Annotated in this window: 16 protein-coding genes; 10 read left to right on the forward strand and 6 right to left on the reverse strand. The window is 57.6% G+C overall.

The annotated features are described in order from the left end of the window. Positions 1-10 precede the first annotated feature (10 nt). The 4 genes from FY156_02025 to FY156_02040 all read left to right on the forward strand — a co-directional run bounded on the left by FY156_02025 (position 11) and on the right by FY156_02040 (position 3,682). The gene (locus FY156_02025) at positions 11-250 is read left to right on the forward strand and encodes a DUF4170 domain-containing protein (GenBank protein UXS00353.1); all 240 of its coding nucleotides are present in this window, start codon (positions 11-13) and stop codon (positions 248-250) included. A 211-nt stretch (positions 251-461) separates the two neighbouring features. After that, positions 462-1,784 (forward strand): 3-deoxy-D-manno-octulosonic acid transferase, encoded by a 1,323-nt coding sequence (locus FY156_02030; protein ID UXS00354.1) that lies wholly within the window; start codon positions 462-464, stop codon positions 1,782-1,784. Continuing rightward, complete coding sequence (locus FY156_02035) at positions 1,778-2,527, forward strand: HAD family hydrolase (GenBank protein ID UXS00355.1); 750 nt, start codon at positions 1,778-1,780, stop codon at positions 2,525-2,527. The genes FY156_02030 and FY156_02035 overlap by 7 nt, the downstream gene beginning before the upstream one ends. A gap of 108 nt (positions 2,528-2,635) precedes the next feature. Next, entirely contained in the window at positions 2,636-3,682 is a 1,047-nt protein-coding gene (locus tag FY156_02040; GenBank protein UXS00356.1) for a tetraacyldisaccharide 4'-kinase, read from the forward strand. 25 nt (positions 3,683-3,707) lie between these two features. Here the strand turns inward: FY156_02040 and FY156_02045 are convergent, their stop codons facing one another. Both FY156_02045 and mutL read right to left on the reverse strand, forming a co-directional pair. After that, positions 3,708-3,929, reverse strand: coding sequence for a DUF2093 domain-containing protein (locus tag FY156_02045; protein ID UXS00357.1), 222 nt, complete (start codon positions 3,927-3,929; stop codon positions 3,708-3,710). 140 nt (positions 3,930-4,069) lie between these two features. After that, complete coding sequence (gene mutL, locus FY156_02050; protein ID UXS00358.1) at positions 4,070-5,893, reverse strand: DNA mismatch repair endonuclease MutL; 1,824 nt, start codon at positions 5,891-5,893, stop codon at positions 4,070-4,072. Between the two features lie 371 nt (positions 5,894-6,264). Between mutL and FY156_02055 the strand changes: the two genes are divergently transcribed. Together FY156_02055 and FY156_02060 are read left to right on the forward strand one after the other, a co-directional pair. Next, positions 6,265-7,899: a response regulator gene (locus tag FY156_02055; protein UXS02985.1), complete on the forward strand. Its 1,635-nt coding sequence runs from the start codon at positions 6,265-6,267 to the stop codon at positions 7,897-7,899. Between the two features lie 133 nt (positions 7,900-8,032). After that, on the forward strand, positions 8,033-9,385 hold the full coding sequence (locus tag FY156_02060) for an EAL domain-containing protein (GenBank protein UXS00359.1): 1,353 nt from the start codon (positions 8,033-8,035) through the stop codon (positions 9,383-9,385). Positions 9,386-9,498: 113 nt separating this feature from the next. Here FY156_02060 and FY156_02065 read toward each other — a convergent pair whose 3' ends face one another. Genes FY156_02065 through FY156_02080 form a run of 4 tightly spaced genes read right to left on the reverse strand, consistent with a single transcriptional unit; the run spans position 9,499 to position 12,746 of the window. Then, positions 9,499-10,386: an SMP-30/gluconolactonase/LRE family protein gene (locus tag FY156_02065; protein UXS00360.1), complete on the reverse strand. Its 888-nt coding sequence runs from the start codon at positions 10,384-10,386 to the stop codon at positions 9,499-9,501. Positions 10,387-10,390: 4 nt separating this feature from the next. Beyond that, positions 10,391-11,020, reverse strand: coding sequence for a 2-dehydro-3-deoxy-6-phosphogalactonate aldolase (locus FY156_02070; protein ID UXS00361.1), 630 nt, complete (start codon positions 11,018-11,020; stop codon positions 10,391-10,393). 11 nt (positions 11,021-11,031) lie between these two features. Beyond that, on the reverse strand, positions 11,032-11,946 hold the full coding sequence (locus FY156_02075) for a 2-dehydro-3-deoxygalactonokinase (protein ID UXS00362.1): 915 nt from the start codon (positions 11,944-11,946) through the stop codon (positions 11,032-11,034). Further along, a complete protein-coding gene (locus FY156_02080; protein UXS00363.1) occupies positions 11,946-12,746 on the reverse strand; it encodes an SDR family oxidoreductase in 801 nt (266 codons plus the stop codon). Before FY156_02080 ends, FY156_02075 begins: the two co-directional genes overlap by 1 nt. 23 nt (positions 12,747-12,769) lie before the next feature. On the opposite strand from FY156_02080, the gene FY156_02085 reads away from it, so the two are divergent. The 4 genes from FY156_02085 (at position 12,770) to FY156_02100 (ending at position 17,110) form a co-directional block, all read left to right on the forward strand. Continuing rightward, the gene (locus FY156_02085; protein ID UXS00364.1) at positions 12,770-13,654 is read left to right on the forward strand and encodes an IclR family transcriptional regulator; all 885 of its coding nucleotides are present in this window, start codon (positions 12,770-12,772) and stop codon (positions 13,652-13,654) included. A gap of 168 nt (positions 13,655-13,822) precedes the next feature. Beyond that, complete coding sequence (locus FY156_02090) at positions 13,823-14,563, forward strand: LuxR family transcriptional regulator (protein ID UXS00365.1); 741 nt, start codon at positions 13,823-13,825, stop codon at positions 14,561-14,563. Between the two features lie 78 nt (positions 14,564-14,641). Then, positions 14,642-15,865: an ABC transporter substrate-binding protein gene (locus tag FY156_02095; GenBank protein UXS00366.1), complete on the forward strand. Its 1,224-nt coding sequence runs from the start codon at positions 14,642-14,644 to the stop codon at positions 15,863-15,865. A gap of 111 nt (positions 15,866-15,976) precedes the next feature. Next, positions 15,977-17,110: an Mrp/NBP35 family ATP-binding protein gene (locus tag FY156_02100; GenBank protein UXS00367.1), complete on the forward strand. Its 1,134-nt coding sequence runs from the start codon at positions 15,977-15,979 to the stop codon at positions 17,108-17,110. Positions 17,111-17,139 lie beyond the last annotated feature (29 nt).

Here is a 17,139-nt window from a genome sequence, read left to right on the forward strand (position 1 = left end):
AGACAAAGAGATGACCGAAACCGGCAAACCGAAACAACTCCTGCACCTGGTGTTTGGTGGCGAACTCGAAAACCTTCAGGATGTTCAGTTCCGGGATTTGAACGCGCTCGATATCGTCGGCATCTACCCTGACTATGCAACGGCGCTGACAGCGTGGAAGTCCAAGGCTCAGTCGACCGTCGACAACGCTCATATGCGTTATTTTATCGTGCATATGCACCGTCTTCTCAATCCTGACGAAAAAAAATAACTACTTTTGCCCTTGCGTTGTAATATTATCGGGAAACAGCACTTTCCCGATGATTCTTGCTCGCAGCATGCAAACAGGCGTCTGGGCGCGAAAAAGTGATCGTGCATACGCCTGCTGTGACAAAAAATGACGCAATTTGAGAAGTACTAGGCGGCGATAACTCGAGTTACAGGGAAAAGGCATTGCGCGGAACGATCAAGGGCAGAATGTCATGAGCAGCCGTATCGCACGCTTCGCTCTTTCCGGTTACAGAATTGCCGGCATTGCCGCCTACCCTTTTGCCAAGCCCTATCTTTCTTATCGGGCAGCGAAGGGCAAGGAAGACAGGCGCCGCCGCCTCGAGCGGTTTGGCTACGCCAGCGCCGAACGTCCGCGCGGGCCGCTTGTCTGGTTCCACGCAGCAAGTGTTGGTGAAACGCTGGCGCTCATTCCGCTGATCCGTGAAATCCGCAAGCGCGATATTTTCGTTCTGTTGACGACAGGCACGGTCACCTCCGCAGAGCTGACCCGTACTCGCCTTGGCGACGATGTGATCCATCAATATGTGCCGCTCGACATCAAGATCGCTGTCAATCGTTTCCTGACCTACTGGGCGCCCGATGCCGCCATCACGGCCGAGTCGGAAATCTGGCCCGTGACGATGATGGAGCTGGAGCGTCGTCATATTCCGCAGATCAGGGTCAATGCACGCCTTTCGGACCGTTCGTTCGGTCGCTGGCGGAACCGCCAGGATATTGCGGAATCGCTGTTTTCCAAGCTTGCCCTCGTGGTTGCACAATCTGACCTCGATGCAGAGCGGTTCCGCGATCTCGGTTCATGGCCCGTTGTCATTTCCGGGAACTTGAAAGGCGATACAGATCCGCCGCCGTGCGACGACACAGTGCTGGAGCGCTATCGCCAGCAAATCGGCAACCGCAAGACCTGGGCGGCGATTTCCACTTTTGACGGGGAAGAAAAGGCTGCTGCCACCGTGCATGCCGCGATCAAGTCCCGCAATGGCCAGTTGACGATCATCGTGCCGCGTCATCCGGAACGCGGTGATGATGTGGAGGCGATGCTCAAGGGCATGGGGCTGACCGTCGCTCGCCGAAGCCGGGCTGACATCATCACCCCTGAAACAGATATTTTCCTGGGCGATTCCATTGGCGAGATGGGGCTTTATCTCCGTCTGACGGAGCTTGCCTTCGTTGGTCGCTCACTGACTGCCGAGGGTGGGCAGAACCCGCTGGAACCGGCGATGCTTGGCTGTGCCGTGCTTTCCGGCGCGCACGTGCAGAACTTCCGTGAAGCTTATCAGAAGCTCATCCGTGCCGGTGGGGCGCGTATCATTCGTGATGTCGAAATGCTGGCCAAGGCCGTGCACTATCTGCTGGTCAACGACAATGAGCGTTACAAGATGATAGATGCGGGCAACCGTGTCATTCAGGATATGCGTGGCGCACTTTCAGCCACCGTCAAGGCGCTCGAACCGTATATCAATCCTTTGACCGTCTCGGCCAAACTTCAGCCGCGCAGTGCGGTTGGCTCATGGTAACGGATATGCCGGACCAACAGGCACACTCAATCGCTGCTGTTCTGTTCGACAAGGACGGGACGTTGCTCGGTTATGATGCAAGCTGGGGGCCCGTCAATCGCGAGCTTGCGGCGATTGCAGCCAAAGGCGATCCAGATCTCGCCGATCGACTTCTCGCAGCCTGTGGCATGGACCCGGTGACGGGCCATGTCGTGGCGGACAGTCTTCTTGCGGCAGGCAATACGGCAGAGATTGCGGCCGGGCTGGTGGCTGCCGGTTCACCTTGCGATGAAGTGGAGCTGACGACGCGGCTCGATCGGCTTTTTACCGAGGCTGCGGACAAGTCGGTTCCCGTGACTGATTTGAAGGGCTTTTTTACTCGCCTCAAGGCGCGCGGTTTCAAACTCGGCATCGCGTCCAGCGACAATGAAAATTCGATACGCCGACTGGCGGAACGCTTTGGTTTCGAAACCGATATTGATTTCTTCGCCGGTTATGACAGCGGTTACGGCACAAAGCCGCAACCGGGCATGGTGCTTGGCTTTTGTCAGGCGACGGGCATTCCGCCTGAACAGGTCGCTGTTGTCGGTGATAACAATCACGATCTGCACATGGCGAAAAATGCCGGTGCCGGCCTGCGCATTGCCGTTTTGACCGGGACCGGGTCGCGTGAAAGCCTGGGCAGGGACGCCCACTATTGTTTTGACGACATCACGTCTTTGGAAGACCTGTTGCCGGCACGCTCCGTTCTGGAAAGCGCCTGAAATTCCGGGTGCCGTTTTGCAATCCTTGGTTTTTTCTGGCACATACCACCTTTGATAAGACGGATTTCAAACCTCAAACCGCAGGATGTGCGGCGGGAGCGGGCATAGATGGTATCTGAAGCGCCGCCTTTCTGGTGGCAGAAGGCTGGGTGGCAGGCATGGGCTCTGTCGCCGTTTTCGCTTCTCTATGGCAAGATTGCCGGGCGCCGGATGCGCACCGCAAGACGAGCAAGCGTTTCTGTTCCCGTTATCTGCATCGGTAATTTTACGGTCGGTGGGGCTGGCAAGACACCCACGTCTATCGCGATCGCAAGAGCCGCGAAAGAAAAAGGGCTGAAGCCGGGCTTCCTGAGTCGCGGCTATGGCGGCTCGCTCGATGTCACGACACTGGTAGACCTTGGGCATCATCGCGCAGCTGCAGTCGGCGATGAACCCTTGCTCCTTGCACGCGAGGCGATGACGGTCATCTCCCGCAAACGGGTGGAAGGAGCCGAGAGGCTGGTGAAGGAGGGTGCTGATCTCATCATCATGGATGACGGCTTCCAAAGTGCCAGGTTGACGCTCGACTACGCGCTCGTCGTGATCGATACGATCAGAGGTGTCGGCAATGGCTACCTTGTTCCCAGCGGCCCGGTGCGCGCGCCCCTTCCTGAACAGATGCGGCACATGACCGGACTTCTGAAGGTCGGCAAGGGACACGCGGCCGACGCCATCGTTCGTGTCGCTGCAAAGGCCGCCAAGCCTGTTTTCGTCTCCAGCATCCAGCCGCGCGAACTATCCGAAATCGACGGAAAACGCGTCCTCGCCTATGCGGGCATTGCAGACCCCGCCAAGTTCTACAGGACCGTCGAAGACTTGGGTGGCGAGATCGTCCAGCAGCGATCGTTCCCGGACCATCATCACTTCAGCGATGATGAAATTGCCGACTTGCTGCTCGATGCGGGGAAGCAGGACTTGCTACTTGTAACCACGGCAAAGGATGCAGTCCGTCTCAACGGCCATCAAGGCCGGGCGGAGGAATTGCTCTGGAACAGTCTGGTTGCGGAAATCGACATGGTATTCGACGATCCGAATGCAGCTTCGACGATCATCGACCAGGCCATCGAACACTGCCGCCTTCGGCGTCTCAAGGAAAGTGCACATCCCGCCGCGTGAAAACCGCCGGGATGTGCTTTTTGCATCATTTCGGCAGAGTACCGGCCTTCGTTTCTGCTTCCAGTGAAGCTGCCGCATCCACATAGGCTTCCTGCCGTGCAACACTCCAGTAGCGCAGTTCGTCGAGCGGGATGATCTTGCCCGTTACGGCGCAGATGACGTGAGAGCCAGTCTGCACGATCCGGAAATCGCCATCGAGATAGTCGATGATCGCGGCGCGGTTTCCGCCTCCCTCAAATCTGTTCATCCGTTTTCGTCTCCTGCCATTTCCAATGAGTGCATCCAGGCCCAGACGGCGTAGCGTTTTTCTGAACAATCGGGATGCTCCAGTTCCTTCGAGTTATACCGCCCGGCATCCCATAATGCCAGACCGCGCTTGCCCTGGCATCAACTGCGCCCAAAGAGCCGCTCTATATCGGAGAGCTTCAGTTCGATGTAGGTGGGGCGGCCGTGATTGCATTGCCCGGACCCAGGCGTATTTTCCATCTGCCGGAGCAGCGCATTCATTTCTTCTGGCCGCATGCGACGCCCCGAACGTACCGAACCATGGCAGGCCATTGTCGCGGCGACGTATTCAAGCTTGTTGGCAAGCGAGGATGCTGCGTCCCACTCGGCAATTTCATCCGCCAGTTGCCGGATAAGACCCTGTACGTTGACTTCGCCCAGCATCGCCGGCGTTTCTCGAACCGCAACCGCGCCGGGACCGAACCGCTCGACCACAAGTCCTAACGCATCGAAACCACCAGCATGTTCCATCAACCTGTCGCAGTCTTCCTCGGGCAGGTCGATGATCTCGGGGATCAGCAAGACCTGCGAGGAGGGGCGTTTGGCGTGCAGGGCATTCCGCATCTCTTCGAACACCAACCGCTCATGTGCGGCATGCTGATCGACGATCACCAGGCCATCGTCAGTCTGGGCGACAATGTAGTTCTCGTGAAGCTGTGCTCGTGCGGCGCCGAGCGGATGGCGCAGTGGTTCAGGTGATGGTGCCTGCGTTGGCTCGTTGTAAGGCTCAGCGATCTCCGCCCGGGCCGTCGGCATGGTGATGTCTGTAAACCGTGACTGCGCCGGTTCGGCAAAATGCATCTCGCCGGAATATGCAAGCGGCCGGGAAGGTGAGGTTGCGGGAGACCAGGCGGGCGACGGGAACGGGCGCACGGTGGATGGGCTATACCCAGGGCGAAAGGCACTCATCATCTGGCTTGCGCCTGTGGTCGCAGCCCTGTCGCCATCGCGCGTCAGGGCCTGGCGGATCGCTCCGATGATAAGGCCGCGGATCAGGCCGGGGTCGCGGAAGCGGACATCGGATTTGGCTGGATGAACGTTGACGTCCACCAATGCGGGATCGAGCGTCAGTGACAGCACCGCGACCGGGTAGCGTCCATGCGGCACGGTTTCCGCGTAAGCTGCGCGAATGGCGGAAAGGAGCAGTTTGTCCTGCACCGGGCGGCCATTGACGAACACATATTGATGCGCTGAGTTGCCGCGGTTGAAGGTCGGTACCCCGGCAAAGCCGGTCAGTGTCACATCCTCGCGCTCGGCATCGATTTCGATGGCGTTGTCCTTGAACTCCGCGCCGAGAATCTGCGCCATACGGGCAAGGTGATCATCACCGGTGGCGGGGATCTCAAGCGTCGAGCGATCGGTGCCGGAAAGCGCGAAGCGGATATGCGGAAAAGCAATGGCCATGCGCTTGACGACTTCGGTGATCGCGGCAGCCTCGGCCCGTTCCGTCTTGAGAAACTTCAGTCGGGCTGGGGTCGCAAAAAACAGGTCACGGACCTCGACGATCGTTCCGGCGTTTGCCGCAGCTGGACGGACTTCGGAGACCTTGCCGCCGCTGACGGAAATCACCGAGCCTTGTGCCGCACCCTGCCGGCGGCTGGTGATCGAGAGTTTGGCCACCGATCCGATGGAAGGCAAAGCTTCACCACGAAAGCCGAGAGTGTGGATATCGTCCAGCGTGTCGGAAATTTTCGAGGTGCAATGCCGCCGCACCGCAAGCTCCAGATCCTCGGGTGTCATGCCTGAACCATTGTCAGTCACACGCACAAGACCTTTGCCACCACCCGCCGTGGCGATTTCGATGCGCGTCGCACCTGCGTCGATGGCGTTTTCGACCAGCTCCTTGGTCGCGCTCGAAGGGCGCTCGATGACCTCGCCGGCGGCGATCTGGTTGATGAGGGTTTCGGAAAGTAGTTTGATGACCATGATGGCTATTTTCGCGGATTCGCAGGACGTTCGGAAGTAAAATCGGTTTCTGGCGGAAATATGCACAGTTTTGCGCCTTGGCACCGCTTCCGGCATTGCAGTTTTTGCAACGTTAATCGCCCTTTAATCGGCGGGCGTTATGGTCGGCCGACTTGAAATGAACGCGCGAATGAGGTCTTCCTTACTGGAAGGTGCGACGGCGAAACGGGTAGCCGTCATCTTTTCCTCAAGACTGCTTCAAGCGGCAAACCCTGATGTTTCTTTGTCCGGAATCTCATGATTCCAACAGATGCATAAGCCTGAATGAGAAAACAGGTGGGGGTTTACTGGTGAGCGATTTGGCGCCTTCCGGCGCGGGCATTTATACAGCGATGCTTGATGCTCTTTGCGACGCGCTTGGCGCGGCGGTTGTCGTCTATGACGGCAATGATCGCATCGTTTTTGCCAGTCGCAAGATTCTGTCGATTTTTCCTCTTCGCGAGGAAGCAATTTCTCACGGCGCCCGCCTGCGCGATTATCTCGGCGCTCTCTACGATTGTTGCCTCGAAGACACCGGAAATCCGGCGGTAATGACCGGACGGCTGGGGCGCGAGGAATGGATTGGCGAGCGTCTGGCGCTGCACTGGCGCGAAAGGTCTGAAAAGACGGAGCGACACAAGGGTGAACGCTGGCTGCGTTTCGTCATGAACAGGTTGCCATCAGGCCTCGGCATCAGTGTTGTTGCGGATATTTCCGAGCAGAAAAAACGTGAAGAGCAGTGGCGACTTGACCTTGAACGGGCGCAATTGGTTGAGGATATTCTCGACAATCTGCCGTTCTCGATCATCGTCAAAGACCGCAACGCCGCTTATGTCGCCGTCAACAAGGCAGCTTGTGCTTTGCTTGAAACCAACGCCGAAACCATCCTCGGGCGCACAGTTTTCGATCTCCATTCCCGCAATCTTGCCGAACGGATAGACATTGCTGATCGACAGGTTATCGACAACGGCACATCAACTGTCCTGCCAGAGCGAGTGACACGTCTCAACGGCGAGGAAATATTGGCGATCACCCGCAAACAGCGGGTAGGTCGGTTGGGGCGCTATTTTCTGGTCACGACGATGGAAGATATTACTGCGCTTGCCACAAGGGACGAGCACGGTACGCCCGTTATACCCACACTCGAACATCTCTCCTTTGTGACGTCCACCTTCGGGAAGGCCAGGGAAGAGATGAGGGCCTCCAACCTGGACCAAAGTGGCCTGAAAGAGAAAGCAGTTCTTCTCGTGACTGCCAATCCATCCTTTGCAAAGGTCGCCGGCCAAAAGCTCATCGATTACCAGGTTGAACACGCCGTTGTTACGAGCGAGGAAGAGCAACGCGACTTCATTGATATTGCCCGCTCTGCCGGTGTGACAATCGATATCGTTGTTGTTGACAACCAGATGAGTGTTGCGTGCCTCGATCATGCCGCCGCTGGGAACCTTCCCGTTCTCGCCATCGATGAAGATCAGATCGCCGCAACCTTGTTGCACAAGCTGATCTCGGCTCTGGAAACATCCGAGCGCAGCGCAGACGATGACAACGACCAGTGGGAAATTGTCACCGAGGAAACACCTGTGGTTCTCGAGCGCGGCGGTCCCGGCGATGTCCTGCTTGTCGAAGACAACAAGGTCAATCAGATCGTCTTTTCCCAGATCCTTGAAGGATTGGGCCTTGGCTGGCGGCTTGCGACCTCCGGTGAGGAAGCGTTGCGGCTTTTTGCCGAACAACGTCCCTCCGTTGTGCTTCTCGACACCACGCTTGTGGACATTGACGGTTTTGAAGTCGCTCGTCGAATGCGGGGGCTGGAAGAGGAAGCGCCTGTTCCCATCGTTGGCGTCATCACCCACGCCTTTGAGGGCGATCGGGACAAATGTCTGTCGGCGGGCATGGACGACATGCTGTTGAAACCTGTCAGCCCCGACATGGTAGAGGGCATTTTCCAGCGGATTTTTGGAAAGAGGGATGCGCGGGAGCGCGCCTGATCAATCCCGTGACTGATGATATTCAGCGCCGATGAGTGGTAGGTTTTGTCCATTACACCAATGGAGATATGGTTTTTTTAATACTTGCCCTGCATTGTGAGCGCGGTCGACAGGCGATTTACAGGGAAGAGGCATGAAACGGGCAGAACCGCACATGTTGCAGGTCAGCCAGAACGAGTTGCAAGCCATGGCGTATAGCGATCCGCTGACGGGGCTTGGCAACCGCTATCGCCTGCGTGACAAGGTTCGCATGCTCGCCAGCGAACGTTCCAGCGACCCCGCACCATTTACAGTTGGCATCGCCAACATCGACGGCTTCAAGCCGATCAACGATCTCTTCGGCGCACAGGCCGGCGACGAAATTCTCTGTCAGGTCGCACATCGCCTGAAAGCCTGCATTCCCGACGGCGCTGTTGTCACACGCCACGACGGCGATGAGTTCGCTTTCGTTCTGCCGTTGGTTTTCGAGCGAACCGGTGCCGAGCGCATCGGCAACATGATCAAGGACGTGCTGTCGGCGCCCTACGATCTGGGCGACCGCAATGTACGGCTTTCCTCGTCCTTCGGTTTTGCGATCTATCCCTTCGCCGGCAATGAATTCGAAGATCTTCTGAAAAGCGCCGAAACGGCGCTCTACCGTTCCAAGCGACGCGGTCGTGGCCAGATTACCGTCTATTCGCGCGAAATTGCGCAGGAGATGAAGCGGGCGACGCAGCTTGAGCAGGCGTTGAGAAACGCCATCATTGCAGATGCCATCGACGTCCATTTTCAGCCGATCGTCAGGCTTGAGGAAGCGAAAGTCGTCGGTTTCGAGGCGCTTGCCCGCTGGAATGATCCAGATCTCGGTTTCGTTTCGCCAGCTGTCTTCGTGCCACTTGCCGAAGAGAGAGGGTTTATCGATGCCTTGTCGGAAACCTTGCTGAGAAAGGCTGCGGAAGCAGCACTGTTCTGGCCCCGCGAGTTGTTTCTGTCCTTCAACCTGTCATCAGCACAGTTGATGGACCCCGGCACGGCCGACAACATCCTGTCCATTCTGGCTCGGGTCGGCCTCGATCCGCACCGCGTCGAGCTGGAAATCACCGAAACGGCCGTGATGACATCGGCGGACACCGCCCAGCGGATCATCAGCGATTTGCAGGCCGCCGGTGTGCGCATCTCGCTCGATGATTTCGGTACGGGCCAGTCGAGCCTTGGGCGACTGCGTGATTTTACCTTTGACAAGGTGAAGATTGATCGGGCGTTCGTCTCCCGCATCAGCACCGATCGTCCGTCGGAGCACATCATCAAGGCGATTGTCGCCATGTGCGAAGGGCTTGATCTGGAAGTTGTGGCCGAAGGGATCGAGGAACGGGTGGAAGAGGAAAAGCTGCGCGCCCTCGGCTGCGCCATGGGGCAGGGATATTTCTACGGCCGGCCGGCCGATGCTGCCGCCACCCAGCGTTACCTCCACGAGAACTACCGCGAGATGTCGGCGGATATGCCCTGACGATGTCTACGGGCTGACCGCATAAGGTCATGCGATGTCCCAAAACGAAGCCCCGAAACGTTGAGAACCATTTCGGGGCTTTTCTGATAGTTCGACGTGACGATCAAACGCCGTCAAAGACGATAGGTCGGCTCAAAAGCGCCCTGAACCTCGATGCCCAGCTCAAAGGTCTGTCCATGCGATGGATTGGCGGCGATCGCCGCATCGTCCAGATGTTCGCGCGCGGACGTGACGAGAAGACGCGATGCGTCGGGACCGATAAAGGCCGGGCAGGTTGTCTGTCCTGCCGGGACCATGTAGCGCTCCACGTGGTTTCCCTGCGGGTCGTAACGGTCCACGGCCCCGATGCCCCAACGTGCATTCCAGATATGGCCTTGCGCATCGCACACCGACCCATCGATACCCCCGGCTACGCCGGATGAATCGACGAATACCGTCGACGGGCCAACCGGCAGGCCGGTTTGAGGGTCAAGCGGCACCTTCATCAGTTTGTTGACTTTGGTGTCGGTGTAATATCCGGTTTCGCCGCCCGGCGAAAAGCAGATAGAATTGGGGATACTGATCTCGGGAAACAGCTTCGTCACATGGCCTTTGGCGACGTAATAAATACTGCCCGCGCCGGTCTCCGCCGTTCTGCCCATAGTCCCGATCCATAGGGCACCGGACGGATGGACCCGCCCATCATTTGAGCGGTTGCCGGGAAGATCCGTTTCAAGTTCTGCATGAAGGGAAAGAACGCCGGTTGCAGTATCGCGAATGAACAGGCCATCGTCGGATGCGATGAGTTGCTTGTCATCGTTGATCCTCGCAAGTGCGCTTCCCATGAAGGGCAGGGCATGCACGGTTTTGCGACCGGACGCGAGGTGCAGTTCGTGCAGCTCGCGTTCGAGAATGTTGAACCACCAGGCTGTGCCCGTAACGGGATCATAGGTCGGTCCTTCGCCGAGCATCAGCGCTGCATCATCAAGCACGGTTCCGGCGAAGGCGTGGGTCGTTGTCATCGCACTATCCTCCGATGGCGGCATCGTAAGCCGCAAGGGTCACGACCGCACGCTCACGGACCTCTGCTGCCGTCATGCCGGGCTTGTAAAGGCTGGTCCCGAGACCAAAGGCGGTGATGCCTGCACTGGTGTATTCGGAGAAGTTCTTGTCTGAAACGCCACCCACAGCGGCAATAACAAGATCCTTCGGCAAAATTGTGCGGATGGCATTGATGCCGGACGGACCAATAATGCTGGCCGGGAAGAATTTCAGACCCGTTGCGCCAGCCTTGGCGGCAACGAGAGCTTCGGTCGGTGTCAGGACACCAGGCATCGTTACCATGCCCTTCACCCGGGCCGCGACGATGACATCAGGGTCTGCATTCGGGCTGACCATAAGTTTGCCGCCGGCCGCATCGAGTTGTTCAACTTCTTCGGTCGTCAGTACGGTGCCGGCACCGATCAGGCAGTCGGCCGGTGCCATTTTCGCGGCGATTTCAATGGAGCGGAACGGCTCGGGCGAATTCAGCGGAATTTCGATGGCACGAAAACCGGTTTCGATCAGGGCGCCGACGACGCCTTCCGTTTCCTCGGGCTTGAGGCCGCGTAGAATCGCGATCAACGGGTATTTGATGGAAGGAAAGGGGATACGCATGATAGTCGTCCTTATGCCCAGATGGCGTTTGCGGCGGCGAGCAATCCGCGCCGTACGGCCTCGTCTGCGTCGATGACCGTATAGGGAATGGAGAGCGCTCTGAAGGCGCCCTCGTAGAGAGCGGAAAGTGGCCCGGAACCGATCAAGACAACCGGCGTATCTTTCGAGGCGATGGCGTGCGCGCCGGAAATCTCGAGTCCGATCATAATGCCGGAGAGCTTGGCTTTTGCGTCCGTCGCCGAAAGTCCATGCAGCAGCTGACCAGAGCGGAGGGTGAACAGCCGGTTGGTCGCCATTTGCGGGCGCTCGTAGATATCAGCCACCGCTGCCTTGAATGCCGCGTGGTCGCCGGTGAAGCTTTCCGCTTCCGCCAGTGCATGCGACAGGATCGTCTGCTTGGAGATGACGTCGAACAGTTCACCGGTCATGAAGGTTGCAAACCCCGTGACCTGTTCACCACTGACAGTTACCCACTTGGAATGCGTTCCGGGCATGCAGACCAGTTTTTCGCCTCCGCCGGCCGAGGTCAGTGCACCCAGCAATTGGGTTTCTTCGCCACGAATGACATCGGGCGCGGTAGCTGCACGCTGGGCAAGGCCTGGCAAAATGCGAACGTCACGTTCCTGCCCCGGTACACGCACTGCCCCATTCATCACCGAGGAAAGGGTGGCGGGCACGTCGATGTAGCCGGCTTCAACCCAGCCCTGGCGTGCGCCGGCCATGCCGCAGACGAGAACCGGAAGGCCTGCCGGGGCCTGAATGGCATCGAGATGGGTTTGCAGCACCTCCGCGAAACCGGTACGCATGGCGGTCGTCATACCTTCCGCGCTGCGTCTTTCGGCAAGCACCTCGCCCGATCGGCTCATCAGCCAGAGCCGGAAACTGGTTGTTCCCCAGTCGACGGCGATAAAAGCGGGTTCGGACATTATAAAAGGCCTCCGTCTACAATAATGGATTGCGCCGTGATGGCACGTGATGTCGATGATGCGAGAAACAGGCACGGGCCCGCGAGATCGTCTGCCAGAAGCGTCCGCTTCAGACACTGACGTTGTGTCGTCGTGACAATTGAATCATCGGTAAGCCAGAGTTCCTTTTGCCGTTCGGTCACGATCATGCCCGGCAAGAGTGCATTGACGCGGATGTTTTCTGGCCCAAGTCGCCCGGCAAGGCTTTTCGTCAGTCCGATGATGCCGGCTTTTGCCGTTGCGTAGGAGGGCAGGTCTCCCATGTTGAGAAGGAAGGAGATCGATGAAAAATTGATGATCGAGGCTTCGCCGGCTTGTCGCAGAAAAGGCAGAGCAGCCTGAGTGACGAAGAACATCTGCTTCAGATTGACCGACTGGTTGTTGTCCCAATAGCTTTCCGTGACGGTGTCGATGTCGTGGCGGTCATCCCAGGCGGCATTGTTGACAAGTACCTTGATTCCGTCCGTCGCTCGGGCAGCGTCCTTCACTACGTCGCCAATCTCCGATGTTTTACGCAGATCGGCGTTGAAAAATCGCACGGGATTCCGGGTCGTTGCCGAAAGTCTCTCTGCAAGGGCTCTGCTTGGCTCTGCGGCAATGTCTATGAATGATACTCTTGCACCTTGAACGGCAAAGGCCTCTACGAGCGCTGCGCCAATGCCTGAACCGCCTCCCGTAATCAGGACGCCCTCGTCCTGGAGATCCGGAAACTTGGCTTCGATCATAATGTCGTCTCGTGGGTTTGCGCTTGCTTGTTCCATTATTTGGAACTAGATTTTAATAAATGGAATTATTCTCTTGGCTTCGAAAGGATGTCAAGGCAGATCACGGCGGATATATCATGGCCAATGGCGACAGGCAGAGCGCCTCTTCGGACGTCAATTCCCGTGAGGACAGCACGACAGGCACACTGGGAAAGGCCATTTCTCTCTTGGAACTGGTCGCGATTGCTGAAAAGCCGATGCGTTTCACCGATATCGTCGAAGCGTCCGGTCAACCGCGCGGTACGGTTCACCGCCAGTTGACGCATCTCGTTGCTGAGGGTTTGATCGAACAGTCTACCGACCAGACCTATGCCGTTGGCTTGAGGCTTCTGCGATTTGCAGCGCGGGCATGGAGTGGAAACGATCTTCGCAGTGTCGCTACCTCTCATCTGACAGCCCTGCACGAAGCAACAGGAGAATCTGTTCATCTCGGCGTTCTGCACGGCGGTGAGGTCACCTATCTCGACAAGATCGAGGGGAAGCATGCCCTTCGCATGCATTCGCAGGTCGGCAATTCGTCTCCGGCCTATTGTACCGGAGTTGGCAAGGCAGCCTTGTCGCTCCTGTCCGATCTGGAAGTCAGGACTATTGCTGCAAATCTGAATTTCCATCGCTTTACGGAAAACACTCTTCTCGACGCCGAAGCACTTCTTGCTGAAATATCTGCAATCCGTAACACTGGGTTTGGTTTTGATCGACAGGAGCACGAAGTCGGAATTCACTGCGTCGCCGCGCCGATCAAGGCGACAGGGCGCAACTTTCAGGCGGCGGTGTCTGTGACGGGACCCGCCTACCGCATTAGCCTGGAACAATTGACGTTGTGGGGAACTCTTGTTGGCGAAACCGCCGAAAAAATAGCGCTGGAGCTACGTTACAGGCTGCCGCCTGTTGCGGGGTCCCATTGAAGATACGGGGAAGAACCGTTAGGCGGAAAGTTCTTCCTTTTGTGCATATATGATTAAATATTCAACTTTTGTTTGCATGAATCGTTTTGGTGAGTAAATTTCACAACAATCGCCATGCGAAATTTTAAACTTCGCTACGGCCTCTCCCATTTTCGAAGAATCGCTTTGATGCAGAATATGAAGACGACCGCCGTTCCGACGTTTGGTGTTGATTGCGTTCGAGAGATCGCAGGTCTCAACACGCAATTCGATATTTTCCGGTTTCTGAAACGCCTAACGGAGGCGTGGGAGTTCAAGGCCTTCATGGTTCTGGACCTGTCGGCGGAAATCACCAGCGAATTGTCGCAGCACACCATCATCACAAGCTGGCCGGCAGAGCTCCTGCAACGCTATGACGAAGAAGGGCTGTTGCAGAAGAGCAAGGTCATGGCGCACCTGCGCAAAACCACCACACCTTTTGACGTCTCCGTTGATTTCCTTTCCAAGGGAACGGATACAACCGCCAAGAAAACGCTCATCGGCCTCTTCGAGAGGTTCGAAATGGTCAACTCCGTCTGGTTTCCGGTGCACGACGTGACGGCATATCGAGGCGCGGTTTCCTTTTCGGGGAACAAGACTCCCTTGGGCCAGGGGCAGATTGCCGAACTCTTTTACATAGCGACGCATATATTCGCGCGCCTTTCGGAAATTCGGCGCCAGGATCTGCGTGTTCCCGAAACGTTGAGCGAGAGGGAAATCGACTGCCTGAATTGGACGGCGGCCGGCAAGACAAGCGCTGAAATCGCCGAGATCATGATGTTGTCGGAGCACACCATCAATCATTATCTGAACCGGGCGACGAAGAAACTCGACACCGTCAACCGCACGCAGGCAGTAGCAAAGGCTTTACGGGTTGGTCTGATAAAATAACGAAATCGCTATTTTATCATTGTGATAAACCCTTTCGTGGGCGATCCTCTTTTCGAATCACCGGAAAGGAGAAATCGTTTGCCGGAAAAGCGTAAGGTAAAAGCGGGATTTTCTCCTACCGTCGATTGCGCTGTGCTGGTCGTTGCTGCCGAAAAGGGTTTTGCTGCCGATGAAGGGGTGGCGCTGGAGCTTGTCCGCAAGAAAACTGCGCGCGCTGTCATCGGCGCGCTGAGCGAAAACGAAGTAGAGATTGCCCACCTGCCGGCGCCCGTTCCTGTTGGCTCCGCAGTCGGGCTCGATGATGTGCCTGATGCTGTCATCGGAATTTTCACGCTGGCCCTTGGTGGCTCGGCGATTACTGTTTCCCACGAATTTTATGATGAACTTTATCGCGAAGGGCTGAAACTGCCTGACCCTGCCGCTTTCGGCCGTGCCGTGGCGCGTGTCTGCGGTGCGCGCAGAGCATCCGGCGAAAATCCGCCCGTCTTTGCCATGGAGAGCATTGTCTCGACGCCTTTCTACGTGTTGCGATATCTTCTGGGGAGTTGCGGTGTCCTGCTCGGACGCGACATGGAAATTGTCGAAGCGGCGCCGGACGCGCTGCCGGCATTGATCGAGGGCGGCAAAGTCGACGCCATTTACACGGCCGAGCCAGCGGGAAGCGCGGTTGTGCTGACGGGCGCGGGCCGGGTTGTCACGACAGGAGCCCTTATCTGGCAAAATGCACCGGAAAAATTGCTGGCTACGAAGCGACAATGGGCAGATGAGAACGCGGATCTGCTGGAAGGGTTGCTGCGGGCTCTCTATCGGGCCGGAGAATGGTGTACGAACCAGGCCAATATCGAAGAACTGGCCGGTATCCTGGCCGCGCCGCATTATCTGCAGACCAACGGCGAATTTCTGCTGCCTGCCTTGACGGGATACATCTCAACTTCCGTGCGTGATATGCAGCGGCATCCCGAATTCTTCGTCACAAGCGCAAAGGCCGCCAACTTTCCCTGGCAGAGCCAGGCGCTGTGGTTCTTCAGTCAGATGCTGCGCTGGGGTGAGATTGCCGGAAACTTGCGCCACGATGCGAAAATTGTTGAAGCCGCGCAAAATGCTTACAGGCCGGACATCTACCGCAAGGCAATGAAGCCGCTTTTTGTGCCGGTGCCAGGTGCGAACCTCAAGCTCGAAGGCACGTTGAAACATCCCGTCTATGTCGGAGCATCGCGCACAGGTCTTGTGCTCGGCCCCGACCGTTTCTTCGACGGCCGTGTTTTCGACCCGGAAACGCTTGAGATGGATGACGAAATCTGAAAGCCGACAGATCACGGTGCTTTGACATTGTCGGAGCGCTTCGGCTTGTCTATGGGTGGCGTGAAGACGCATCCCGCGTTTCTGCGGATGACGCAGTGGAGTACGAAGCACATGGCAGAGGTCAGCAAGCATCAGGTCGAAAAAGCGCTGGAGGCAATCGTCTATCCCGGCAGCGGCAAAAGCATTGTGAGCCTTGGCATGGTGTCTGAGATATTCATTGCCGACGCGAAGGCTTATTTTTCGATCACGGTCCCGGCGGACAAGGCCTCGGAGATGGAGCCACTGAGGCTTGCGGCCGAAGAGGCTGCAAAGAGCGTCCCCGGCATCGCTGGTGCGGTCGTCGCCCTGACTGCTGATCGCAAACCCGGTCAGCAACAGGCGGCCCGCCCGGCCGCCGCAGCCGGTCGCGCGCCTGCCCAGCCCCAGGCACCACGCGGTACGAAGGTCGGCGTTCCCGGTATCGGTGCCATCATCGCGGTCGCGTCGGGCAAGGGTGGCGTTGGCAAATCCACCACGGCGGTCAATCTGGCGCTTGGACTTCAGGCGATAGGCCTGCGAGTCGGCATTCTCGATGCCGACATCTATGGGCCGTCACTGCCCCGGCTTTTGAAAATTTCGGGTAAGCCCGAGCAACTTGAAGGCCGGATCATCGTTCCGATGGAAAATTACGGCCTCAAGGTCATGTCCATGGGGTTCCTCGTTGATGAGGAAGCGGCCATGATCTGGCGCGGCCCGATGGTGCAATCCGCCCTGATGCAGATGCTGCGCGAGGTTGCCTGGGGGGAGCTGGATGTTCTGGTCCTGGACATGCCGCCCGGCACGGGCGATGCGCAACTGACCATTGCCCAACAGGTTCCTCTGGCGGGTGCCGTGATCGTTTCCACCCCGCAGGATCTCGCCCTGATCGATGCGCGCAAGGGTATCACCATGTTCCGAAAGGTCGAGGTGCCGCTGCTCGGTATCGTCGAAAACATGAGTTACTTCATCGCTCCAGACACGGGCGCGCGCTACGATATTTTCGGTCACGGCGGTGCCAAGGCGGAAGCCGAACGCATCGGTGTGCCGTTCCTCGGAGAGGTGCCGCTGACCATCGGCATTCGAGAGATGTCGGATGCCGGCACGCCTGTTGTCGCTGCGGAGCCGAATGGTCCGCAGGCGCAGATTTATCGCGAAATTGCCGAAAAGGTTTGGGCGAGAATTGGTGCGGGAGAACGAAAAGCCGCGCCGAGAATAGTCTTCGAATAAGACAAAAGTCTATGTCGCGGCGAGCTGTG

The organism is Agrobacterium tumefaciens (assembly GCA_025559845.1).
Taxonomy (GTDB): Bacteria; Pseudomonadota; Alphaproteobacteria; order Rhizobiales; family Rhizobiaceae; genus Agrobacterium.